The following is a 23,250-nucleotide window of genomic DNA, read 5'->3' as shown; positions in this document are numbered from 1 at the left end:
ATCGTGTATTGCTAGTTGCTGTGGCGAACAATATAATTTTATTATACAAATTAGTGCTGTAATTTAGGCGTGTTGAGGTTGCGGCATGTATTGTTTTTGTGTTGGCATGGCAAGTGCAAAACCATGTTTGTAAAATCCAAAAATCAATTACCAGGGGAAAAGCATGAATTTCGAACTGAGCCAGGACCACAAGGTGTTGCAATCCGCTGTACGCGATTTCGTCGAGAAAGAAATCAAGCCGATCGCCATAAAGATTGACGAGGATCATGCCATCCCCGATTCGCTGGTGAAGAAGATGGCTGAGATGGGCTTCCTGGGCAGCTATCTGCCGGAAGAGTACGGCGGTGCCGGACTGGACATGCTCTCCTACGCCATCGTGGTCGAAGAGGTCTCCAAGGCCTGCGGCTCCAGCGGCGTCCTGATCTCGGCCCATACGTCGCTCTGCAGCGGCCCGATCTACACCTTCGGCACCGAAGAGCAGAAGAAGAAATGGCTGCCGGACCTCAACACCGGCAAGAAAATCGGCTGTTTCCTGCTGACCGAACCCAATGCCGGCAGCGACGCCGGGGGGACCGCCACCACCTACAAGCGTGAAGGGGATGAATTCGTCATCAACGGCGGCAAGACCTTCATCACCAACGGCGGCTACCTGGGGACCGGTGTGCTGCTGGCCTCCTTTGACCGCAGCCTGAAGCACAAGGGCATCAGCGCCTTCATTGTCGACCTGCAGTCACCCGGTGTCACCATCCTCAAAAACGAGAACAAGATGGGTATCCGCGGCAGCTACACCACCGCCTTTGCCTTCGACAATCTGCGCGTCCCGGTTGAAAACCTGCTGGGGCAGGAGGGCAAGGGCTTCAACGTTGCCATGGATACCCTCAACGGCGGCCGGATCGGGATCGCCTCCCAGGCCCTCGGTATTGCCGAAGGCGCCTTTGAGCGGGCCCTGGCCTATTCCAAGGAGCGCAAACAGTTCGATCAGCCCATCTGCGACTTTCAGGCCATCCAGTTCAAGCTGGCCGATATGTGGACCAGCATCGAAACCAGCAAACTCCTGACGTACCGGGCGGCCTGCCTGAAAGATGCCAAGAAGAGCTACACCATGGAATCGGCCATGTGCAAGATGCACGCCTCGGAAACCGCCACCTTTGTCACCAAGGAGGCGGTGCAGATTCACGGCGGCTACGGCTACATCGCCGACTACGAGGTCGAGCGCATGTACCGCGACGCCAAGATCACCGAGATCTACGAAGGTACCAACGAGGTACAGCGGGTTGTTATTTCAAAAATGTTGCTGTCGTAGGGAGGCATCTATGAAACTACTGGTCTGCATCAAACAGGTTCCTGACATGGAATCACGCTTCAAAGCCAACAGCGCCGGCACCTGGTACAGCGACAGCGATCTGGCCTGGCGCATGAACGAATACGATGAATACGCCGTGGAACAGGCCGTGCAGCTGCGTGAACAGCTGGGCGACTCTGCCGAGCTGACCGTGCTCTCCATCGGTCCGGACCGGGTCGTCGAAGCCATCAAGAAATCCCTGGCCATGGGGTGCGACAACGCCGTGCATATCCAGGACCCTGCCATCCACGAAAAGGACCCCTGGCAGGTGGCATCAATCATCGCCGCCTATGCCAAAGCACAGGGCTTCGACCTGATCTTCACCGGCATGCAGTCCCAGGACCGCGGCTCGGCCCAGGTCGGCGTCACCGTCGCCGAACTGCTCGGTTATGCCTGCGCCACCACCCTGGTCGGCTTTGCCTATGACAACGGCAGCATCACCGCCAAGCGCGAACTGGAAGGGGGCATCAAAGGGGTGGCAAAACTGCCCCTGCCGGCCCTGGTCACCTGCCAGCTGGGACTCAACGTACCGCGCTACCCGACCCTGCCCAACATCATGAAGGCCAAAAAGAAGGAGATCACCCCGCTGGCCGTAGCCGACCTGCTCACGGAAGAAGCACTGGTGCAGACCGCCAGCTTCCAGCCCCCGGCGAAAAAAGGGGGCGGCATCGTACTGGAAGGGGACGTGGGCGATCTGGTCGCGAAGGTGATGGGCATACTCAAGGAAAAAACCACGGTCCTGAGATAGGAGACAACCATGAAAACACTACTGATCGGCGAATATCGCGAAGGAAAACTGCTGGAAGCCACCTACGAACTGCTCGGCTTTGCCGACCAGCTGGGGGGCGAGAGTGCCATGCTGCTGGTCGGCAGCGAAGGGCAGCTGCCCGCCTACGGCGGCCGGCTGTACCTGGCGGATGTTGCCACCTACGGCGAATACAACCCGGAAGTCCACAAAAAGCTGATCCTGCAGGTGATCGAAACAGAGCAGCCGGACACAATCGTCTTCCTGCACTCCTCCTACGGCTGGGACCTGGCCCCGCGGGTCGCCGTCAGCCTCAAAGTCGGCCAGGTATCGGAGATCGTCGCCATCGCCCCTGGCGGCTATGAAACCAGCTGCTGCAACGGCAAGATGCGCCGCACCGTCAAACCTGCCGGCGGGAGGGCCGTACTCACCATCCAGGCCGGCGCCTTTCCGGTCCTCCAGCCGAACGGCACACCGCAGCTGCAGAAGATCGCAGGGGACACCGCCTCAGCACTGGTCTTCAGCGGATACGAGCCGGCCGAGAAGAAAGAGATCGATCTGGCCAAGGCCGACATTATCGTCAGCGCCGGCCGCGGGGTGGGCAAAAAGGACAACATCCCGGTCATCGCCGCCCTGGCCAAGGCCCTGGGCGGGGAACTGGGCGCCAGCCGGCCGGTCGTCGACGCCGAATGGGTGAGCCATGACCACCAGGTCGGCACCACCGGCCAGACCGTATCGCCCAAGCTGTACGTGGCCTGCGGCATCTCCGGCGCCATCCAGCACCTGGCCGGCATGAAGAAATCCGACTTCATCATCGCCATCAACAAGGACAAGGACGCACCCATCGGGGAGATCGCCGATGTACTGGTGGTGGCCGATGTGCTGCAGTTTGCACCGGCATTGACAACGGCGCTGGCGTAATTACCCGGTAAACGCAGCGGGATTGTCGCGACATAACAGGGAGGGATCATTCGATGTCAGCTATCTGGAAAAAACAGTATCAGACAAAACTGCGCAGTGCCGATGACGCCGTCAGAATCGTGAAATCCGGGGATGTCATCTTCATGGGGGAATTCGCCCAGAATATCGAGGTGCTGGATGCAGCCCTGGCCGGAAGAAAGCACGAACTGACGGACATCATCCTGGAAACCACCACCAGAACCAGACCGCTGAAATGCGTGGATAGCGACCCGAAACGTGAGGTCTTTTCCTGGAGCGACTGGCATTTTTCGGGTGTGGGGAGGAAGTATTCCGAGCAGGGACTGGCCAACTACATCCCCTTCACCTACCATCAGGGGCCGGGGGCGGTCACCAAGTACAACAAGGTTGATGTGGCCTTTGTACAGGTGGCGCCGATGGATGATAAAGGCTTCTTCAATTTCTCCACCTCCTGTTCCCTGACACCTGCCTACTGTCATAAAGCAAAAATTGTCATCGTTGAGGTCAACACAAACTGCCCCCGCTGCCTGGGGGGCAACAGTGAGGGGATTCATATCTCCGAGGTTGATGTTGTGGTCGAGGGGCCCAACAACCCGCTCTTGGAGCTCCCGGCTGCCGCGGCAAGCGAAGCCGACAAGGGGATCGCCGCCCACGTCATGGAACTGATGGAGGACGGTGCCACCATCCAGCTCGGCATCGGCGGCCTGCCGAATGTGGTCGGTTCATTGATTGCCCAGAGCGATCTCAAGGATATCGGCGTACACACCGAGATGCTGGCCGACTCCTATGTGGACATGTATGAAGCCGGCCGGGTTACCGGCAAGCGCAAGAATATCGACCGGGGCAAGATGGTCTACACCTTTGCCATGGGGTCGCGGAAGCTGTACGACTTCCTGGACAACAACCCCATGTGCGCCTCTCATCCGGTGAACTACACCAATGACCCGGACAATATCTGCAAGAATGACAAGGTCATCGCCATCAACAACGCCCTGGAGGTGGACCTGTTTTCCCAGGTGGCATCCGAATCCAGCGGCTCACGCCAGATTTCCGGAACCGGCGGACAGCTGGACTTCATCTTCGGCGCCTTCAAATCCGAAGGTGGCAAGGGGCTGATCTGCATCAGTTCCACCTTCAAGAAGAAAGACGGGACAATCGGCTCCCGGATCGTGCCCACGCTCTCACCCGGGACGATTGTCACCTGTCCGCGCTCGATTGTTCACTACGTGGTAACGGAGTTCGGCTATGCCCAGCTGAAAGGGAAGTCCACTTGGCAGCGGGCCGAGGCACTCATCAACATCGCCCACCCCGCATTCCGGGATGAGCTGATCGCGCAGGCGCAGGAGCTGAATATCTGGCGCCGCAGCAACAAGATCAGCTGACCGGTGCATTAAGCTTCACACTTACTCAGAGGAGGAGTCACGTATGGCAAAGGAATACGACTGGGACGCAATCGCGGAAAGCCCGAAATTTCGGGAGCTGCATCGGAGGAAAACCACCTTTCTCTTTGGCTGGTGGGCCTTTGCATCGGTTTTTTACCTGCTGCTCCTGCTGGGAGCCGGTTATGCCCCCGGTCTCTTCCGGATCAAGGTGATCGGCAACATCAATGTCTGCTATGTCGTTGCGCTGCTCCAGTTTATATCCTCCTGGGGAATCGCCATCTATTATGCCCATGTGGCCAACAAGGAATTCGACCGGCTTACGGAAGAACTGGTACATGAACTTGGATAAGGGGGGAATTACAATGAAATATATGCTGCTTTCCATACTGCTGGTCCTGGCGCTCGGCACAACAGCCCTGGCTGTTGAGCCGGCCGGCAAGGCCGCTCCGGCGGTCGCCGCACCCGCCGCCCAAACAGCAGCGGCCCAGTCGCCTGCTGCGGCTGTTGCCACAACGCCCCCTGCGGCACCTGCCGCTACGCCCAAGGCGGCCCCGGCGCTCAAGACCAACCGGGTGATCACCATCGGCATGTTCCTGTTCATTATCGGCATCACCATGGGGATCGTGGTCTGGGCCGCCCGCCAGACCACCTCTGCCGCCGACTTCTATGCGGCCGGCGGCGGCATCACCGGCTTCCAGAACGGCTGGGCCATTGCCGGAGACTACCTGTCGGCGGCCACCTTCCTCGGCATCACCGGCCTGATCTCCATTGCCGGGATTGACGGCTTCATGTACGCGGTCGGCCCGATGGTCACCTTTGTCACCATCCTGCTGGTGATCGCTGAACCGTGCCGCAACATGGGCAAGTACACCATGGGCGATATCCTTTCCTACCGTTCCTCTCCCAAGGTTGTGCGCGGTTTTGCCGCCTTCTCGACCGTCACCGTGTCGATCTTCTACCTGCTGGCCCAGATGGTCGGCGCCGGCAAGCTGATGCAGGTCCTGCTGGGAATCCCTTTCAAGACCTCGGTCATCGGCGTTGGTCTGCTGATCATCGTGTATGTCGGCTTCGGCGGCATGAAGGCCACCACCTGGGTCCAGATCATCAAGGCCGGGCTGCTCATGGCCAGCGGGGTGCTCATGTCCGCCATCATCTTCGTAAAGATGGGCATGAATCCGCTGCGCTTTTTTGCCGAGATCGCCTCCAGCGTCCCGATTCAGGACCATGTCAGGATGCTGCTGAAGCATCCGCTGGTGGAGCCGGGCTTTGATTACGGCCAGCGTTTCCTGGAGCCGGGCCTGTTTCTCAAGAACCCGATTGACCAGGTCTCGCTCGGCATGGCCTGGCTCTTCGGCGCCGCCGGCCTGCCCCACATCATGATGCGCTTCTTCACCGTGCCCAATGCCAAGGCTGCCCGCAAAAGCGTCATCGTCGCCATGTTCCTGATCGGCTTCTTCTTCATCATGACCACGATCCTCGGCTTCGGGGCGGCCATCTACCTGACACCGCAGACCCTGACCGCTGTGGATAAGGGGGGCAATATGTCGGCGCTCCTGCTGGCCCAGTTCCTGGGGGGCGGGGCCGGTTCCATCGGCGGCGACCTGTTCCTGGCCTTTGTCTGCGCGGTGGCGTTCACGACCATCCTGGCGGTGGTTTCCGGCCTGGTGCTGGCCTCCTCGGCCGCCATTTCCCACGACGTGTATGTCAACATCATCAAGAACGGCCAGGCCGACCAGCGTGACCAGGTCAGGGTGGCCCGGGTCACCTCGCTGGTGGTCGGCATCATCGCCATCATACTGGGGATCGCGGCCGAGAAAGAGAATATCGTGCACCTGGTGGCCCTGGCCTTTGCCGTGGCCGCCTCCGGCAACTTCCCGGTCATCCTGCTGTCGCTCTTCTGGAAGCGCTTCAACACCGCCGGCATCATATCCGGCCTGACAATCGGCGCCATCACCGCCATCGGCCTGGTGATGGTCTCACCAAACATGACCTATCCCAAGAAAATCGCCGGAGACGCCAAAAAGATTGTAGCGACGCTGGAGAAGAAGCAGGCGGAAGGGGTTGTGCTGGGGGAGAAGGACCTGAAGATGCTGGACAAGTCCCGCTCGGATTATGAAAAGAATAAGGACGGCACCTCCATGCTCGGTCTTGATGCCCCGCTCTTCACGCTCAAAAACCCCGGCATCGTATCCATACCGATCGGCTTTCTGGCCGCGATCTTCGGTTGTCTGCTGTTCCGCGAACGCCGTTCCGAAGAGATGTTCAACGAGGTCTACGTGCGCCAGAATACCGGCATCGGCATCGCCAAGGCGACGGATCACTGAGCAGGAAGTCTCTGCAGTCCTGACGGTAACTTCCCCCTCCCCCAAACGGAGGGGGGTTTTTTGAAATTTGCTTGACATGTACGTAAACGGCAACGTAAATTATGCCCCCGTATGTATCAGCAGCGGAGTCTCTTGCATGGACATCCGCAACCCCTAACAAGACAAGAATCAATGGTGACCGTGACATGGGAAACTACAAGAAAAAGCCGAAATACAATGTCGTCTCCATGCGGGTCAACGACGCGGAGAAACTGGCCCTGGAGGAGCTGACGCAGCAGTGCAACACGAGTGTCTCCCGGCTGATGCGGCAGGCAATTCAGCTGTATGCACCGCAATTGGAAACAAGAAACATGCCGCGCTGAAGCTGCGCTGTACAGGTGTTGGACGAGCACATTGCCATGTGTGCTCCTTTCATGGCCGGGGGTATGTACCTCCCCCGGCCTATTAAATCAACGCTGCAGTTACTATACACACGAGGAAATACATGCTGATTGTCGCCTGTATCAAACAAGTACCGGACACCACCCAGGTCAAGATCGATCCGGTCACCAATACCCTGATCCGGGAAGGGATCCCCTTTATCGTCAACCCCTATGACACCCATGCCATGGAGGCGGCCCTGCAGCTGAAAGACCAGTTTGGCTGCCGGGTGGCGGTGCTGTCCATGGGACCACCCAATGCCGAGGCGACCCTGCGCAAGGCGCTGTCAATCGGCGTGGACCGGGCTATCCTGCTGTCGGACCGGGTCTTTGGCGGGGCCGATACACTGGCTACCAGCAATGTTCTGGCGGCGGCCATCCGCAAGCTCAGCAGCGCGGAGGAACCGGTCGGGCTGGTGATCTGCGGCAAGCAGACCATTGACGGCGATACCGCCCAGGTCGGCCCCGGCATTGCCGTCCGTCTGGGCTACCAGCAGCTGACCCTGGTGGACCGGGTGGAGGAGCTTGACCCGGCAGCCGGGCGGCTGGTGGTCAGCCGTAAACTGGAAGGGCGCCACGAGCGGGTCCAGGCGCCCCTGCCGGCGCTGCTGACCGTGGTGCGGGAGCTGAACCGTCCGCGTTATCCCAGTGTGCCGCAGCGCCTGACAGCCGACACGGCCGTCGTCGAGGTATGGAACAACGCAGTGCTGCAGCTGGATGTGGACACCATTGGCCTGAAGGGCTCGCCCACCTGGGTCTCCCGAATCTTCTCGCCCCAGCGTGACAAGGGAGAGATCGTCGGAGACGGGTATGCCGACCCGGGGGGGACGATTGATCTGCTGCTGGCTAAACTGATGGAAAAGGACCTGCTGCCGCTATGACTGATACCACTGCCAAGATCAAGAAACCCCGCGGCCGCGCCCGTTTGCTGGAGGGGCGCTGCATCGCCTGCGGCGCCCGCTGCGAGAGCTCCTGTCCGGTCAACTGCATCGGCATGAACGCAGCCGGTGAGCCGCTTATAGTTGCTGAAAAATGTATCGGCTGCCTCAAGTGCATCCGGATCTGCCCGGCCCAGGCCCTGGAAACGGCCTTTACCCCGGAGGAGCAGCGCATCATGGAACAGCTGGCCGCCAGCGGCGTGACTGCTGCCGCTGAAGAGGCCGATCCGGAGGCGGCTGCCCTGGCAGAGAAACTGGCCGCTTACCGCGGGGTCTGGGTCTTTGTGGAGCAGAGCGACGGCGAGGTTGCCAAGGTATCGTGGGAACTGCTGGGCAAGGGGCGGGAGCTGGCCGACAAGCTGGGGGTGGAGCTCTCGGCGGTCGTGATCGGCCACCGGGTTGAAGGGCTCTGCAACCTGTCCTTCACCTATGGTGCAGAAACGGCCTATCTGCTGGATGCGCCGGTGTACGCTGACTACCGCACCCAGTCCTATCTGGAGGCCATGTGTCACCTGATACAGCGCTACAAGCCGGAAGTCATTCTGATGGGCGCCACCGGCATGGGTCGCGACCTGGCCGGGGCCGTGGCTACCCGGGTCGGCACCGGACTGACCGCTGACTGCACCGGTCTGGATATTGACGACAAGCGCAACCTGATGCAGACCCGCCCCGCCTTTGGCGGCAACATCATGGCCACCATCATGTGCGACAAATACCGTCCCCAGATGTCCACCGTGCGGCCGCACGTCATGCAGATGCCGGAGCCGAAACCGGCTGCTGTGGTCCGGATCATCCGGGAGACGTTCACACTGCCGGAGGATCAGGTGCTGGCCAAGGTGCTGGAGATCATCCGCGACAATGACGGCACGCACAAGGTGGATCTGGGCGGGGCCGAGTTTATCGTCTCCGGTGGACGCGGCATGATGGGGCCGGAGAACTTCCCCCTGCTGGAAGAGCTGGCCCGTGAACTGAACGGCGTTGTCGGCGCGTCGCGCTCGGCCGTGGATGCCGGCTGGATGCCCCATGACCGCCAGGTCGGCCAGACCGGCAAAACGGTGCGACCCAAGATTTACATTGCCTGCGGCATCTCCGGCGCCATCCAGCACCTGGTGGGGATGCAGGATTCGGACCTGGTTATCGCCATCAACCGCGACCAGGATGCCCCCATCTTCGAGGTGGCCCATTACGGCATCGTCGGCGACCTGTTCCAGGTCGTCCCGCTCCTGACACGCAAGATCCGTGAAATGAAACAGAAGCACAGCTAGAGAGGCAGCCATGACACCCACCCCGACCATATTCGCACCGCTGCTGATCGCAGCCATAGCTGTTTTTGCCTGGAGCTGCTGGAAACGGCTCTCCCTGACCGCCCTGGGCCGTACTGAAGAACGGCTGGACAATATCGGCCAACGGATCAGCGACACCCTGCGCTATGCACTTGCCCAGAAGCGGGTCCTGGCCAAACCTGCCGGTCTGATCCATGTCGCCATCTTCTGGTGTTTCCTGGTGCTGATGCTGGCCAATACGGAGTTTCTGCTGCATGGTCTGTTCCCGCCTGTCAACTTCACCCGGCTGCCGGACAACCTCTTCGTGCCGCTGATGCAGATCATCGATTGCGTTTCCCTGGTCACCCTGCTGGCGGTCGTTGCCGCTGCGGTGCGGCGGGCGCTGGCGCCCCCTTTTCCGGAGGCCCGCAGCTTCGAAGCCTTCTTTATCCTGCTGCTGATCGCCACCCTGATGCTGGCCGGTTTCGGGGTCAATGCCGCCAAGATCTCCCGTTTTCAGGGAGGCATGCTGGAGCAGGCCCGCCAGATCATGCCGGTCTCAAGCTGGTTTGCGCCGTATGTCCCCAACGGGCAGGGCAGGCTGGTCCATGACCTGTCCTGGTGGAGCCACGCCCTGGTGCTGCTGCTGTTCATGAACCTGCTCCCCTTGAGCAAGCATTTCCATATTATCACCGCCATCCCCAACATCTTTCTGCGGCGGCGCGAGCATCCCGCCCTGCCGGAGCGCGAAGAGTTCACAGCCGGCAACAGCTTCGGCATCGCCCGGGTCGATGACTACACCTGGAAAGAGCTGCTGGACACCTTTTCCTGTACCGAGTGCGGCCGCTGCCAGAATGCCTGTCCGGCGGACCAGACCGGCAAAACACTCAATCCGCGGGGGGTGATTGCCGCCCTGAAACAGAACCTGATGCACAACGGTCCATTGCTGAAGCAGGGCCAGGCGCCGGCAATTCCGCTGATCGGCGAGGGCAAGGATTCCATTTCGGAAGAGGCGATCTGGGCCTGTACCACCTGCGGCGCCTGCCTGCAGGCCTGCCCGGTCTTTATCGAACAGATGCCCAAGCTGATCCCCTTGCGGCGACACCTGGTGGAGATGGAAACGCGCTTCCCCGAGGAGCTGCTCAACCTGTTCGAAAACATGGAGGGGCGCAGCAACCCCTGGGGGATCGCCCCCACAGAGCGGGGCAAGTGGGCCACCCTGCTGGGTGAACGGCCGTATGAGGCCGGAAAGACCGAGTACCTGCTGTATGTGGGCTGCGCCGGTTCCTTTGATGCGCGGGCCAAGCAGGTCACCCTGGCCCTGGCGCAGCTGCTGGATAAGGCCGGGGTCAGCTGGGGCATCCTGGGCAAGGAGGAGAAATGCTGCGGGGATTCGCTGCGGCGACTGGGCAACGAGTATGTCTTTGACAGGCTGGCCCGGGAAAATGTTGCCCTGTTCCGCGAGCGTGGCATCAGCAAGGTGATAGTGCAGTGCCCCCACTGCCTGACGACGCTGAAGAACGATTACCGCCAGTACGGCCTGGAGCTGGAGATGATCCACCACAGCCAACTGCTGCTGCAGCTGCTGCAGGACAATCGTTTACAGCTGCCACATCTGGCCAATGGATTCGGGAAACTGGTCTACCACGATTCCTGCTACCTGGGGCGCCATAACAGCATCTATGACGACCCGCGCGGTCTGATCACCCTGGCGACGGGGCGCGCGCCGCTGGAGATGCCGCGCAACCGCGAGGACGGCTTCTGCTGTGGTGCCGGCGGCGGCCGGATGTGGCTGGAGGAGTTCAGCGGCGAGCGCATCAACCGGGTACGGGCAGCCGAGGCCCTGGAGCTGCAGCCGGATACGATCTGTACCGCCTGCCCCTACTGTCTGACCATGCTGGATGACGGGGTCAAGGACCTGAAGGCCGATCAGGTGCGGGTGAAGGATATTGCCGAGGTACTGGCGGAAGCGGTGCTGCGGTAGGATAGTAATCAGCGCCCCAGCTTTCCTTCAAGGCGTTCGATGACCTGGGCCAGAGTGCCTTCCCGGTCATCCCCGTACACGGTAACATACAGATACTGTCCCGAGTGGTGCGACCAGTCCAGGTTTTCGACCCGCAGCGGCGCCAACAGGGCTTCGATCTTCTCATAGGAGATGAACGGCTCGCCGTCCGGCCACTTCCGGTCGAGCCTGGCCTGCTGGGCATCCGACAGGGGAATCCGGTAGGTTATGGAATAAATCTCCGCTTTCATGGCGCCCCCCCTGGATGCTGTGCGGTTAAACCTTCTTCGGGTCGTGGCTGTAGCGGATAACGGTGGTCTTCTCCAGGGTAATCATTCCTCCCCCCATCATCTCATCCACCCGGGGCATGATGGCATCGATCTTTTCCTGGCTGTCAACCACCTCGACGATCAGCGGCAGATCGGCAGACAGGTCCAACAGCTTCTGGGTGTGGTAGACGCTGTGGGCACCGAAACCGCTCAGCCCGCGCAGGACCGTGGCGCCGGCCAGGCCTTCCTTGCGGAACAGCTCCACCAGCGCCTCATACAGCGGCTGGTGCTGGTAGCGGTCATGCTCTCCGATGAAGATCCGCATCAGTGTATTCTCGCCAATCAGTTTGCTCATAGCATGCTCCTTTATGAAATCGTACGGACGGTAATGATTCCCAGCCAGGTGAACAGCAGGCAGACCGCCACGCTGGCGAATACATTGGCGAAGGCCACGCTAAACTGCCCATCTTCAAGCAGCGTGAAGGTTTCGTAACTGAAGGTGGAGAAGGTCGTCAGTCCGCCCAGAAAGCCGACCGTCAATCCCAGGCGCAGGGTGTCGGGGATGGCGGTGCTGCGCAGGGCCAGCTCCATGATCAGCCCGATGAAATAGGCGCCGATGATGTTGACAACAAAGGTGCCATAGGGGAAGGAGCGCCCCAGCAAGCTGTACACCCACCCCGAAAGGTAGTAGCGGGTAAGTCCCCCGCCGGCACAGAAAAAGGCAATTGCAGCAGCAGTCTTCATCGGTACGGATCTCCTCTCAAAATCAGCGGGTCATGTACCCGGATGTTCCCAGGTGCCCTCTTCCCAGCGCTCAATAACCACACTGGCCCGAAAACCTAGCAGCCCGGGGTCGCGTGCCAGTTTGCGCAGAACAGCCAGGCACAGATCCGGGGCAGCATCCATCGCATACACGGCCGCCATGCCTGCTACTGCCGGGGAGCCGCTGTCAAGCAGGTTCAGCAGGCCTGCCCGGCCCGCAACTCCCTCACGGAGCAAGGCAGCGTACAAACCGGCAATCATCCGGGCATGGGCATTGGCCCGCTCCTCGTCCATGGCTTCCAGGGCCTCGAGATGTGCCGTGGCGGCCGCGCTGAAACGGTGTAATAGTCGTACAAGCTTATCGTCCAGCATTCAGTGTCTCCAGGCAATAAAAGCAGAACATGTGTGCAGCGGGATGAACGATGCCATAGTTGTGCGAAAAGGTCATATGTTTTTTCCGCCCACCTTCCTGTCTCACTGATCCCCATCGGGTCCATTATGCCCATATTTACATGAATTCGTATCAAAAAATATCCTGTCAACAACCGTCAGAACATGCATGCAGGTTCTGACCTTCCCCCAGGGTACCCTCGCGTGCCGGCTCTGTGCACAGTCATGCCGAAAATCTCTGATAACCGGGCAATCCGGTCACCAGGATATCTCTCTGTGCTGAAATGTAACCTGATTCTACATTCAAGTTTGTTGATCGGATTCGTTTGCAAAAGTTGTTGCTTTATCCATATCAGATAGATAAAATACGGTTATATTATTACAATGCAGTCTCGGCTGACTGGAGGGTAGGTTTATGCGGCAGATGCAAACTGTCAGGAACAACGCCTACCCTTTCTTTGCAGCTGCTGCCTGTGGAATATCCCTGTGCCTGTCCCTTGTCGCCCCCCGTATCGCTGTATGTTCCACTCTGACCATTCCTGATGGTGTCACGGTCCAGGCCGGCGCCGCCGGTCAACTCGTTATCAGGGATACCCTGATTGCGTCAAAATCCACCCTGACCAGCGGCACTGCCACGCCGGCACCCGGCGACTGGCTCGGGCTGCTGGTGCTCGGTTCGGCCAACGGAACAGCATTCAACGGAACCGTAATTGAATATGCCGGCAGCGGCGGGGCTCTGCAGATTCGGGGGGCTTCGCCCTCTGTCAGCGGTGTCGATATAAAAAACAGCAGCACCGGGATAAAACTGAGCGACGGAGCGGCGCCAGCCATAAGCAACGCCATTATCTCCGGCAACAGCATCGGGATCGAGACGAGTGGCGGGGCGCATCCGTCGCTGCATAACTCGTTCCTGGCCGGCAACGGCATAGCGCTGCAAAACCTCGACCAGAACCAGAACATCAACGCCACCGTCAACTGGTGGGGGCATCCCAGCGGCCCCCTGAACACCACCACTAATCCGACCGGACTGGGCAGTCCGGTCAGCGACGGGGTGACCTATTCGCCCTGGTCAAGCGTTGTCCCGCTCCTGGGCACCTCCTTTGCCATCGCCCAGGGGAGTCTGACCGAATCCCCTGCCATTACCCTGAACCTTTCCTGCCGAACCTGTACGGAATTCATGGCCAGCGAATCCCCTGCCTTCAGCAGCGCGGTGTTCCAGCCCTTTGCACAGCAGGCCCCCTTTACCCTTTCCGCCGCTGACGGCTCCAAGACGGTCTATGTGCGGTTCCGGGCCAGCACCGGCAACGCGGGAGGCGATGCATCCGCCAGCATACGGCTCGATACGGCCGGTCCTGCTCTCACGGTTTCCAACCCCCAGGCCGGAAGTGTTGTCAGCCGGCCGATCACCATAGCTGCAGCGGCCAGTGACCCGGCCGGTGTGGCCCGGGTTGAATTCTATATCGACAATGCCCTCGTCTACACGGATACGACCAGCAGTTACAGCTTCTCCTGGAACGTCCTTGCTGCTACGGATGGCGGTCACGAACTCACGACCATTGCCTATGACGTGCTCGGGCATAGCACCACCGATACCAGGACCGTGACCGTCAGCAAAGCCCCTCCGGCCGCCCCGGTCATAACCGCTCCCGGTTCCGTTAGCCTGACGACCAAGAGCGTAGACGTATCCGGCACCGCCGAAGCGAACATTTCCGTATCGCTGTATATCAACGGCGTTTTTTCCCGCCAGTCCAATGCCAGCGCCCAGGGCGTCTTCCAGTTCCCGGCAGTCCCGCTGCTTGAAGGCGCAAACAGCCTCTCGGCCGCTGCCTCCGACAGCCTGGGCTCCAGCCCGAAATCCGCCACGGTCCTGGTCCAGGTCGATACCGGCCCGCCGGTGAATCCTGCCTTTTACAGCTATGTTGCCGCTCCGGGTGGCAGCATCAAGCTCAGCTGGGCACCGGACATGGGCGAAGTGCCGGCGCATTACAATCTGTACCGGGCAATGGCTCCGTTCACGACCAGGGCCGGGGCAACGCTGGTAAACAGTACGATTACCACAACCTCGTACACCGACCTGCCACCGATTGACGGCCTGTACTACTACGGTCTGACGGCACTTGATGCCGCCGGCAACGAGAGCGCCCTATCGCCGGTCGTGAGTGTCACTTCTGATCGCACCCCACCGAGTGCCGCGGTTGCCTTCTCGCAGCCCCCACCCTACGGACCCAACAGCGGTGCCGTTACCATCACGCTGACCCTCTCCGAACCGCTGGCCACGCCCCCCTACCTGGGGATCGCCCCGGCCGGCAACCTGCCGGGCGTGGTTCCGCTGACGATGGTTTCCGAAACCGTATGGACGGGGAGTTATAGCGTGACCACTGCCACACCCCACGGCAGTGCCACGCTGCTCTTTTCCGGCAAGGACCTGACCGGCAACAAGGGTACCCAGATGACAGCCGGCTCCTCCTTTGCCATTGATACGCGCGGTCCCGTCGGCGCATTGCAATTCAACCCATCGGCCACAGTATTCAAGCCGGGTGATGTCGCGCTGACCCTGACCCTGGACGAACCTGCCGCCCAGGCACCGGACCTGCAGTTCACGCCCCCCTCCGGCCCTGTCGTGCCGCTTGCCCTGACCGGCAGCGGCACGACCTGGAACGGCACCCTGGCCATTACCACCGGCATGGGGGACGGCAGCGGACGTTTCGCTATGAGCGTTGTTGATGGGTTTGGCAACAGCGGCAGCAGCCTGGGTTCGGGCAGTACTATCACCCTGGATGTGACGCCGCCGCTTCCCCCGGCCGGCCTGGCAGCCGTGGCCGCACCCGGCGGTACCCTGAGACTGACCTGGAACACAGTGGCTGATGCCGCCGCGTACCGGGTGTACCGGGCAGCAACAGCGATCACGTCACTGAGCGGCCTTACGCCCTTGAAGACCGTCACCAGCGCCTCTGCCACGGATACCCCTGCCACAGATGGCGCCTACCATTACGTGGTCACAGCCCTGGATGCGGCCGGCAACGAAAGCACACTGTCGAATGATATTGCTGCGACCTCCGACCGGGTCGCCCCTGGCGCCCCCGGAATCGGTCAGATACAGATCCTGGCCAGTAAAGCGGTTCAACTGGCCTGGAGCGCCCCGGCAGACGGGTCGGCCACCTTCTACCGCATCTACCGGGCAACTGCCGCGATTACGTCGCTGAGCGGCCTGACACCGCTGAAAACCATTCTCTCCCCAACGGTAACCACCACGGACACCCCTGCTGCGGATGCCACCTATTATTACGCAGTCACGGCCCTGGATGCAGCCGGCAACGAAAGCATCCACGCGTCCTATCCTGACCTGCTCTACAACCTGTCGCCCCCGGTGATCATAGTGGGCGGAATCAGCCATCAGCAGTACAGCGCCGGCCCGGTTACCCCGATTGTGACGGTCACGAGCGCCAGCTCCACCACCCAGACCGTTACCCTGGACAACGCGCCGTTTACCTCCGGTACGCTCGTCGCTGGCGAAGGGCCTCACCTGCTGCACATCGAGGCGACCGATGCCTCCGCCCGGACCACGGTCAAGGAGGTGGCCTTCACCATCGACCTGACCGACCCGGTCGTGACGATCTCCAATGTTGTTGAGGGCACCCTGTATGAAACCGCGCTGACCCCGCTGATCACGGCCAGTGACCTCAACCTGGACCGGACGATCGCTACCATCAATGGCGCCGCCTACCAGCCCGGTAGCCCGATCACGACCGACGGCGCGAAGGCCCTGCGGGTCGAAGCCCTGGACCTGGCCGGCCGCAGCAGAGTCGTGACAGTCAATTTTACCGTCGATACGGCGCCCCCGCCCCCGGCGACCCTCTCCGTAACGGCCACCCAGGGCGGGAGTGCCGTTCTGACCTGGGGCGCTGCAACGGCCAACGACCTTGCCGGTTACCTGGTCTACAGGAACGGGGTCAAGCTGACGAACGCTCCCCAAAGCGCCCTGACCTATACGGATGCGGGCTTCAGCGGCAATACTCTGCAGAGTTACAGCGTCACTGCCGTGGATGCAACCGGCCACGAAGGGGTAGGGCTGGTGGCGGATGTGCAGCCGGTGCAGGTCGTGCTGAAGGGGTATGGCCGGGTCAACGGCAGCGGTTTCGTCCTCAGCAAGCAGTATATTGAAAGCATCAGGACCGACCTGGTCAACGGCTCCGGCTCCGCCATCTCCGTCGGCCCGGTCACCTACGCGCTCCTGGATAACCTGGGCCAGGTGGCCGAAACGGTCCAGAGCGTCCCGACGCTCCTGGCGGCCGGCGCCACAATTGGCAGCGAAAAGATCCTGCCGGCCGGTAATGCCGTCGTTGACTACCGCACCTATACAGTGACCCTGGCCCTGCCGGCCGGGCCGAATGTCTTTGTCAAGCGGGTGGCCAGCTTTACCCTGGAAGCCTTTGACCCCGGCAGAAAGATCGAGATATTCAATGAACCGATCATCAAGGGGGCCACGGCCAGGGTCCGGCTGAAGATCTTCAACCACGGCTCGGCGCCGATCGAACTCCTGACCTCCTCGGCCCACAAGCCGACTGAGGACATCTATATCCTGCTGAAGGATCAGGACGGCAATGTGCTGGTCAAGGGCAGCCTCAACCAGGAGGGGTCAGGCGTCATCAACTACGGCGGCAACTACGCCCTGGCCGAAGTGCCGCCAGGCGGCTCGTTCCTGACGGCGCCGCTGGAGGTCATCGTACCGTCCAACGCCCCCGATACGCTCAACCTGTATGCCTATGTGAAGAAGGTCTATTATCACTACAACAAACCGGAACAGCTCACTGCCGGTGATTTCAGCGGCTTTGCCACGGTCGTTGCCGGTCTGCCGCCCTACTCGGCTACGATCGCCTCCGACCAGCCGGCCTATGACCAGAGATTGACCACTGATCAGAGCACCCCGACCATCATCCTGAGCGGCAACGCCTTTTCCACGGTTGATGGCGCACCGGCTGCCAATGTCCCGGTTCGGATCGGGATCGGCGTCAAGGGCTTCTCCCGTTACCTGCTGGCAACCACCGATGCCACCGGCCACTACAGCACCTCCTTTGTGCCGCTGGTGGGCGAGGCGGGCAACTACTCGCTCTGGGCAACCCATCCCGCGGTCGCCGACAAGCCGATCCAGGCCGGATTCACCATCTATGGTCTCGGTTTCGATCCGCGGGCCGTCAACCTGCGCATGTCGAAAAACTCCAGCTTCTCCATGCCGATCACGCTCAGGAACCTGGGTGAAGCGGACCTGACCGGCCTGCAGTTCAGTCTGGCCAGCGGCGCCGGCATCAGCGGCAATATCGACCTGACCGGCAGCGCAACCACCCTGACCGGTGGTTCAAGCACCACGATCAAGCTGACCCTGGACGCTGCACTGACGGCGCCCGATGCCAGTTCGGCCACACTGACGGTTACGACCAGTGAAGGGATCACCCGCACCCTGGAGGTGAACATCGCCCTGCTGACCGCCCTGCCGACCATCAGCACCGATCCGGCCTTCATCGAGGTCGGCGTCAACCGGGGCAGCTCCAAGGTGGCCACCTTCAGGTTGAAAAACGTCGGCTATGCACCCCTGGAAAATATCGTCATCCAATCCCCGACCCTGCCCTGGATCGGCCTGCTGTCCGGTACGACCCTGCCGAATCTGGCGCCCGGCTCCAGCGTCGATATCAGCGTCAACTTCCGCCCGACCGATGCTGTCGCCCAGGGACCCCACGCCGACAAGCTGGTGATCAGCAGCGGCAACCACGTACCCTACACCCTCAACCTGTTCCCGACCGTCATCTCGACCAACAAGGGGAGCGTCCATCTGCTGGTGACCGATTCCCTGGCCAAAAAGGTCGTTGGCGCCAGCGTGGTCATCAGCCACCAGCAACTGGGCAGCGTCTACCTGACCGGCACCGCCGATGTCAACGGCGAAGTCTCCTTCAGCGACATCGTGGAAGGGATGTACAACTACAAGGTGCAGGCCCCCGGGCACGAAGTCGTGGTCGGTACCTTTGAAATCGTACCGGGTGCGGTGACGCCGCTGGAGGTCTTCATGAACAACGTCTTCGTGACTTTTGACTGGAGCGTTGTCCCCATGACCCTGACCGATAAATACGACATCAAGCTGGAAGCGACCTTTGAGACCCAGGTACCGGCCCCGGTCCTCACTATCGATCCGGCCTATGAGAAGCTGGAGCTGGAGATCGGCTCCACCTACGTGGGTGAATACCGGGTGACCAACCATGGTCTGGTGGCCCTGGATGATGTCAAGATCACTATGGGCAGCGGCCCAGGACTGCGGGTCGAGGGACTGGTGACAGAGCTCCCGCGCATCGGCGCCATGGAAACGGTGATCATCCCCTACCGGATCACGGTCCTTTCCTCTGCATTACAGCAGGCGACCCCGGCCCCCGGGACATCCCCCAGGCAGAACGGAGCGCCTTCGTCCCTGCCCGCGCCTGCCAATGCCGAACCTGGTCCTCCGGGATGCAGCACGATCCCCATGACGGTCAATGTGATGGGCTCATATACCTGCGCTGCAGGTGTAACTACGGGGGGTGGCGTGGTCGGCACCCGGACCATTATCCCCCGCAATACCTATGATCCGCTGGGACTCTGCGATGTGAAGTGTGACTGGTGCAAGTGCGTTCCCGGCCCGGCCCAAGCCATCTGTAACTGCATCAAGACCAGGGACGCCTGTACATGCCTGGGTATAGTCGGAGACGGCATGGCAACTGCGTGCGGCTGCGCATCCGCCGATGACCCGGTGACCTGCCTGGCGGAAGCCGCCCTTAGTGCGGCAACGGATGCGATCAAGGATAAGATCATTTCCTTGATACCGGGCATCGGCCAGGCCAAGGCGGCCCTGGATATGGCCAAGAATATCGCCAGTTGCCTGCTGTGCGTACTGGAATTGCTGCCGTCCATACCCTCCAGCCCTGCTACAACGGCAACGGGTGGTTACGGCGGCGGCAGCTATGGCGGCATGGGAAGTGTCGGCGGCGCTGCTGTAGGATTCAGCGGTTCGGGGGGATGCCGATGATCTCCACACAGAGAACAAGTAAGCGGTCAATCTTCAGTCTTTTACTGGCCCTGCTGACCCTGCTGGTCATCCTGCCGGCCCAGGGGGCCGCTGCACCGGTCTGCGCCCGGGTGAAGATCGAGATCCTCCAGCAGCTGGCCTTTGAGCGGCTGGCCTTTGATGCCCGGCTGGTCATCACCAACAGTACCCCGGACCAGACCCTGGAGAATGTCAGCGTCAACGTCCAGGTCATGGATGAAGCCGGGACAGATATGGGACCGCTCTTTTACGTCAAGGTGCTCAGTCTGGACAAGATCAGTGCCGTGGATGGCACCGGCAGCATTCCGGCGGGGGTGGCGGCAGAGGTCCACTGGATGCTGATCCCCTCGCCCGGGGCCGGCGGGACCAGTCAGCTCGGCAAACGTTATTTTGTGGGAGGCGAAGTCAATTATACTGTGACCGGGGCCCTGCAGAATGTGTCCCTCATGCCGGCCATGATAACGGTCAAACCGCAGCCGGAGCTGGAACTGGATTATTTCCTCCCGCGTGAGGTCTGGGCCGATGACCCCTTCACCGACCCGGTCGAGGCGCCGATCCCCTTTTACCTGGGAGTGCGGACGAACAATGTCGGCTACGGTCCCGCCACCAACCTGACGATCGCCTCCGGGCAGCCAAAGATCGTTGAAAACAAGCAGGGACTGCTGATCGATTTCCGGCTGCTGGGGAGTGCCGTCAACGACCAGAGTGTCACCCCGACCCTCAACCTGCTGCTGGGAACGATCCAACCCGGCAGCTGCGCGACCGGTCGCTGGGAGATGGTCACGACCCTGTCCGGGAAATTCATCGACTTCAATGCCAGCTTTACCCATGCCAGCGAACTGGGGGGCACACTGACCTCGCTCATGAAGCAGGTCAAGGCCCATTTTCTGACCCATGAGATGCTGGTGGATACCCCGGGCAGCGATGCGATCCACGATTTCCTGGCCTATGACAGCCCGACCGGCGACCGGATGCCCGACACGATCTACACCTCCGATTGCCAGAAGCTGCCGGTCAATCCCACGCCCGGATCAATCACCGGCATCCCAAACTCCGGGAACCCGACGGTGACCCTGACGACAACCGTTATCAGCGGCTGGTCATACGCCAAGGTCACGGACCCGGCCGAAGGCAAGCTGAAACTCAAAAGCGTGACCCGCTCCGACGGTAAAACCATCAATCTGCTCAATGTCTGGCTGACCGAGGAGAAGCCGACCGGCAAGCAATCCGATCCATCGGCCTTCTATCTTCATGTCATCGATTTTGAGACCACCGGCAGCTATCTGGTCACCTATGAAACCCCGCCAATCGACACCACCCCGCCGGTCACCACCATTGTAGTCGGCGAGCCGAAATATGGCGGCGCCCCGGTCTATGTCACCCAGGATACCAATTTCCTGTTTACCGCCAGCGATGATATCAGCGGCGTCTCCGCCATGGTCTTCAGTCTGGATGCGGGTCCCTACCAGCCCGGCTTGCCGTTTACCCTGAAGCGGCTGCTCATCACGCCGGAGGCCCTGGCCGGACCGCACACGATCAGCTACTACAGCACCGATCGATCAGGTAACAGTGAAAGCCCCAAAACCATCACGGTCGTGGTGGACGATGCGCCTCCGCTGATCGATCCGATCACAGCCACGCCGGCGGTTATAACGCCGTCCGCACCGAGTTCTTCGGTCCTCCCCCGCCAGACACTCCTGACGGTGCGGGCGACCGATGCCATCGCCCAGATCACGGCCCGCTACGATGTGGCAGCCGGGACCGCGGCCAATGATACGGATTTTGCCCTCCTGACGGTGGTGCGTACCATGACAAGCACGCTCCTCAGCGGGGCTGCGGCCACGGTCACCTGGAACGGCCGCACGGATGCGGGCAACTTTGTGCCGGCCGGGGTCTACACGATCAGGATGACTGCAACGGATCAGCTCGGTCATCCGGCCAGCGCCTATACGACCGTGACGGTCAACGAGTTCCTGACGGTACGGGCAGTGGCCGCAACAGCTGCCGACCAGATCAACCCGGCCCTGTCCGGAACAACGGTCGTCTGGCAGGATTACCGTGACGGCAAGTGGGATATCTACCTGCTGGACCTGGTGGGCAACACGGTGCAGAACCTGACCAGCGGAACCCTGGCCGACCAGATCAACCCCGCCATCAGCGGCCCATACGTTGTCTGGCAGGACCGCAGTTCCGGCAGCTGGGATATCGTCCTGTACGACCTGGGCAGCTCAACGCCCACGGTCATCGCCGCCACCCTGGCCGACGAAACCAATCCCGTGGTAAGCGGGAACTGGGTTGCCTACCAGAGCGGTCCGGCCGGCGGCCGGGACATCTACCTCTACAACATCACAACCAAGGCGACCACGCGCATCACCAGCGATCCGCGCGATCAGATCAATCCCGCCATCAGCGGCAGCAAACTGGTGTGGGAGGATTACCGCAACGGTCTGGCCGACATCTACGCCTATGACCTGACGACGCAAACGGAGACCCGGATCACCAGCAATATCGACAGCCAGACCCATCCGACGGTTCTGAACGACAGCGTGCTGTGGGTCGATCAGCGTGACGGCAACCGGGAACTCTACCACTACAGCCTGGCCAGCGGCCAGACCACCCGGATCACCTATTCGGCCAGCGATGAGGCCCAACCGTACCTGAGCGGCACCAGCGCGGTCTTTGTGGACTATGCCTCGGGCAGTGGCGATCCCAACCTCTCGATCATCAATCTGACGACCAAACGGAGCATGCGCCTGATCTCCGAGCCACATAAACAGGAACAGCCCCGCCTGGAAGGCAACCGGCTGGTCTGGCAGGACAACCGTTCCGGAGTCTGGCAGATCTATTTCAGCGAGATTTCCCTGCCGCCGACAATTGCCACGTACTCAACGACCATCGGCTTCAACCTGACCGCTGTTACCGGCGCCATGCAGACCCAATTCAGCAGCGCCTTCCCGCTCCTGAATGACTGGAAAGTGAAGGTCACCCTCAAGGGGATCGAATCCTACGACCATGCGGCCGCGGCACTGGTCAGGGGCGAGCTGGACAACAGCGGCCAAGCGCTAGGAACGGATTTCCCGCTGGCCGCAAACAGCGCACTGTTCGTGTATGCAGACAGCAGGGCCGACCTGAACCTGGGAGAGATCCTGACCTGTGGCACGATCTCCCTAGCAACCGGCTTCAACATGGTCAGCTTCCCCTGCCTGCCGGACAACTACCAGGCATCCGACCTGCTCAGTTCCCTGGGGGGCTCTGCCCTCAGCATTTCCCGTTTCGATACGACCAGCGCCAGATGGGTGGGGCTGGCACGTTCGGGCAACACGACCGCCGGCCAGGACTTCCCGCTCCGTCCCGGCGAAGGGTATCTCGTCTACACCAGTGGCGACATTACCAGTTGGACACCATAGTGGAGA

Annotated in this window: 16 protein-coding genes; 12 read left to right on the top strand and 4 right to left on the bottom strand. The window is 61.0% G+C overall.

Translation table 11 applies throughout. The features are described from left to right. Positions 1-163: 163 nt before the first annotated feature. The 10 genes from ACOCF6_RS10415 (at position 164) to ACOCF6_RS10370 (ending at position 11,335) form a co-directional block, all read left to right on the top strand. Complete coding sequence (locus ACOCF6_RS10415) at positions 164-1,303, top strand: acyl-CoA dehydrogenase (protein ID WP_482460317.1); 1,140 nt, start codon at positions 164-166, stop codon at positions 1,301-1,303. 10 nt (positions 1,304-1,313) lie between these two features. Further along, positions 1,314-2,090 (top strand): electron transfer flavoprotein subunit beta/FixA family protein, encoded by a 777-nt coding sequence (locus ACOCF6_RS10410; protein WP_482460316.1) that lies wholly within the window; start codon positions 1,314-1,316, stop codon positions 2,088-2,090. 9 nt (positions 2,091-2,099) lie between these two features. Beyond that, positions 2,100-3,008, top strand: a complete 909-nt coding sequence (locus tag ACOCF6_RS10405) for an electron transfer flavoprotein subunit alpha/FixB family protein (RefSeq protein WP_482460315.1) — start codon at positions 2,100-2,102, stop codon at positions 3,006-3,008. 53 nt (positions 3,009-3,061) lie between these two features. After that, positions 3,062-4,408 (top strand): acetyl-CoA hydrolase/transferase family protein, encoded by a 1,347-nt coding sequence (locus ACOCF6_RS10400; RefSeq protein ID WP_482460314.1) that lies wholly within the window; start codon positions 3,062-3,064, stop codon positions 4,406-4,408. A gap of 43 nt (positions 4,409-4,451) precedes the next feature. Next, a complete protein-coding gene (locus ACOCF6_RS10395; protein WP_482460313.1) occupies positions 4,452-4,757 on the top strand; it encodes a DUF485 domain-containing protein in 306 nt (101 codons plus the stop codon). 13 nt (positions 4,758-4,770) lie between these two features. Continuing rightward, positions 4,771-6,732, top strand: a complete 1,962-nt coding sequence (locus ACOCF6_RS10390; RefSeq protein WP_482460312.1) for a solute symporter family protein — start codon at positions 4,771-4,773, stop codon at positions 6,730-6,732. A gap of 185 nt (positions 6,733-6,917) precedes the next feature. Continuing rightward, positions 6,918-7,094, top strand: coding sequence for a ribbon-helix-helix domain-containing protein (locus ACOCF6_RS10385; protein WP_482460311.1), 177 nt, complete (start codon positions 6,918-6,920; stop codon positions 7,092-7,094). Positions 7,095-7,216: 122 nt separating this feature from the next. Further along, positions 7,217-8,032: an electron transfer flavoprotein subunit beta/FixA family protein gene (locus ACOCF6_RS10380; protein WP_482460310.1), complete on the top strand. Its 816-nt coding sequence runs from the start codon at positions 7,217-7,219 to the stop codon at positions 8,030-8,032. Then, a complete protein-coding gene (locus ACOCF6_RS10375) occupies positions 8,029-9,354 on the top strand; it encodes an FAD-binding protein (RefSeq protein ID WP_482460309.1) in 1,326 nt (441 codons plus the stop codon). Before ACOCF6_RS10380 ends, ACOCF6_RS10375 begins: the two co-directional genes overlap by 4 nt. Before the next feature lie 10 nt (positions 9,355-9,364). Beyond that, positions 9,365-11,335, top strand: a complete 1,971-nt coding sequence (locus ACOCF6_RS10370) for a (Fe-S)-binding protein (protein WP_482460308.1) — start codon at positions 9,365-9,367, stop codon at positions 11,333-11,335. Between the two features lie 8 nt (positions 11,336-11,343). On the opposite strand, the gene ACOCF6_RS10365 is transcribed toward ACOCF6_RS10370, so the two are convergent. From ACOCF6_RS10365 to ACOCF6_RS10350, 4 genes are read right to left on the bottom strand one after another with little or no spacing between them, the layout of a single operon-like run. Then, positions 11,344-11,604 carry a hypothetical protein gene (locus ACOCF6_RS10365; RefSeq protein ID WP_482460307.1) on the bottom strand — a complete coding sequence of 87 codons (261 nt, stop codon included), beginning with the start codon at positions 11,602-11,604 and terminating at the stop codon, positions 11,344-11,346. A gap of 25 nt (positions 11,605-11,629) precedes the next feature. After that, positions 11,630-11,977, bottom strand: coding sequence for a DUF190 domain-containing protein (locus tag ACOCF6_RS10360; protein WP_482460306.1), 348 nt, complete (start codon positions 11,975-11,977; stop codon positions 11,630-11,632). An 11-nt stretch (positions 11,978-11,988) separates the two neighbouring features. Then, positions 11,989-12,366 carry a fluoride efflux transporter CrcB gene (crcB, locus tag ACOCF6_RS10355; RefSeq protein WP_482460305.1) on the bottom strand — a complete coding sequence of 126 codons (378 nt, stop codon included), beginning with the start codon at positions 12,364-12,366 and terminating at the stop codon, positions 11,989-11,991. 30 nt (positions 12,367-12,396) lie between these two features. Continuing rightward, positions 12,397-12,756, bottom strand: a complete 360-nt coding sequence (locus ACOCF6_RS10350) for a hypothetical protein (protein WP_482460304.1) — start codon at positions 12,754-12,756, stop codon at positions 12,397-12,399. Between the two features lie 433 nt (positions 12,757-13,189). Here ACOCF6_RS10350 and ACOCF6_RS10345 point away from each other — a divergent pair, with 433 nt between their 5' ends. After that, on the top strand, positions 13,190-19,819 hold the full coding sequence (locus ACOCF6_RS10345) for an Ig-like domain-containing protein (RefSeq protein WP_482460303.1): 6,630 nt from the start codon (positions 13,190-13,192) through the stop codon (positions 19,817-19,819). Beyond that, on the top strand, positions 19,816-23,244 hold the full coding sequence (locus ACOCF6_RS10340; protein ID WP_482460302.1) for an OmpL47-type beta-barrel domain-containing protein: 3,429 nt from the start codon (positions 19,816-19,818) through the stop codon (positions 23,242-23,244). Before ACOCF6_RS10345 ends, ACOCF6_RS10340 begins: the two co-directional genes overlap by 4 nt. The last annotated feature ends 6 nt before the right edge of the window (positions 23,245-23,250 follow it).

This window comes from Geobacter psychrophilus, from assembly GCF_056821595.1.
The sequence above is the reverse complement of the archived record's forward strand: the minus strand, read 5'-3'. Positions and strand labels throughout refer to the sequence as shown.

Excerpts from the sequence above, each read along its gene's own strand:
- ACOCF6_RS10415 (WP_482460317.1), top strand. The coding sequence starts at position 164 with ATGAATTTCGAACTGAGCCAGGACCACAAGGTGTTGCAATCCGCTGTA.
- ACOCF6_RS10410 (WP_482460316.1), top strand. The coding sequence starts at position 1,314 with ATGAAACTACTGGTCTGCATCAAACAGGTTCCTGACATGGAATCACGC.
- ACOCF6_RS10405 (WP_482460315.1), top strand. The coding sequence starts at position 2,100 with ATGAAAACACTACTGATCGGCGAATATCGCGAAGGAAAACTGCTGGAA.
- ACOCF6_RS10400 (WP_482460314.1), top strand. The coding sequence starts at position 3,062 with ATGTCAGCTATCTGGAAAAAACAGTATCAGACAAAACTGCGCAGTGCC.
- ACOCF6_RS10395 (WP_482460313.1), top strand. The coding sequence starts at position 4,452 with ATGGCAAAGGAATACGACTGGGACGCAATCGCGGAAAGCCCGAAATTT.
- ACOCF6_RS10390 (WP_482460312.1), top strand. The coding sequence starts at position 4,771 with ATGAAATATATGCTGCTTTCCATACTGCTGGTCCTGGCGCTCGGCACA.
- ACOCF6_RS10385 (WP_482460311.1), top strand. The coding sequence starts at position 6,918 with ATGGGAAACTACAAGAAAAAGCCGAAATACAATGTCGTCTCCATGCGG.
- ACOCF6_RS10380 (WP_482460310.1), top strand. The coding sequence starts at position 7,217 with ATGCTGATTGTCGCCTGTATCAAACAAGTACCGGACACCACCCAGGTC.
- ACOCF6_RS10375 (WP_482460309.1), top strand. The coding sequence starts at position 8,029 with ATGACTGATACCACTGCCAAGATCAAGAAACCCCGCGGCCGCGCCCGT.
- ACOCF6_RS10370 (WP_482460308.1), top strand. The coding sequence starts at position 9,365 with ATGACACCCACCCCGACCATATTCGCACCGCTGCTGATCGCAGCCATA.
- ACOCF6_RS10365 (WP_482460307.1), bottom strand. The coding sequence starts at position 11,604 with ATGAAAGCGGAGATTTATTCCATAACCTACCGGATTCCCCTGTCGGAT.
- ACOCF6_RS10360 (WP_482460306.1), bottom strand. The coding sequence starts at position 11,977 with ATGAGCAAACTGATTGGCGAGAATACACTGATGCGGATCTTCATCGGA.
- crcB (WP_482460305.1), bottom strand. The coding sequence starts at position 12,366 with ATGAAGACTGCTGCTGCAATTGCCTTTTTCTGTGCCGGCGGGGGACTT.
- ACOCF6_RS10350 (WP_482460304.1), bottom strand. The coding sequence starts at position 12,756 with ATGCTGGACGATAAGCTTGTACGACTATTACACCGTTTCAGCGCGGCC.
- ACOCF6_RS10345 (WP_482460303.1), top strand. The coding sequence starts at position 13,190 with ATGCGGCAGATGCAAACTGTCAGGAACAACGCCTACCCTTTCTTTGCA.
- ACOCF6_RS10340 (WP_482460302.1), top strand. The coding sequence starts at position 19,816 with ATGATCTCCACACAGAGAACAAGTAAGCGGTCAATCTTCAGTCTTTTA.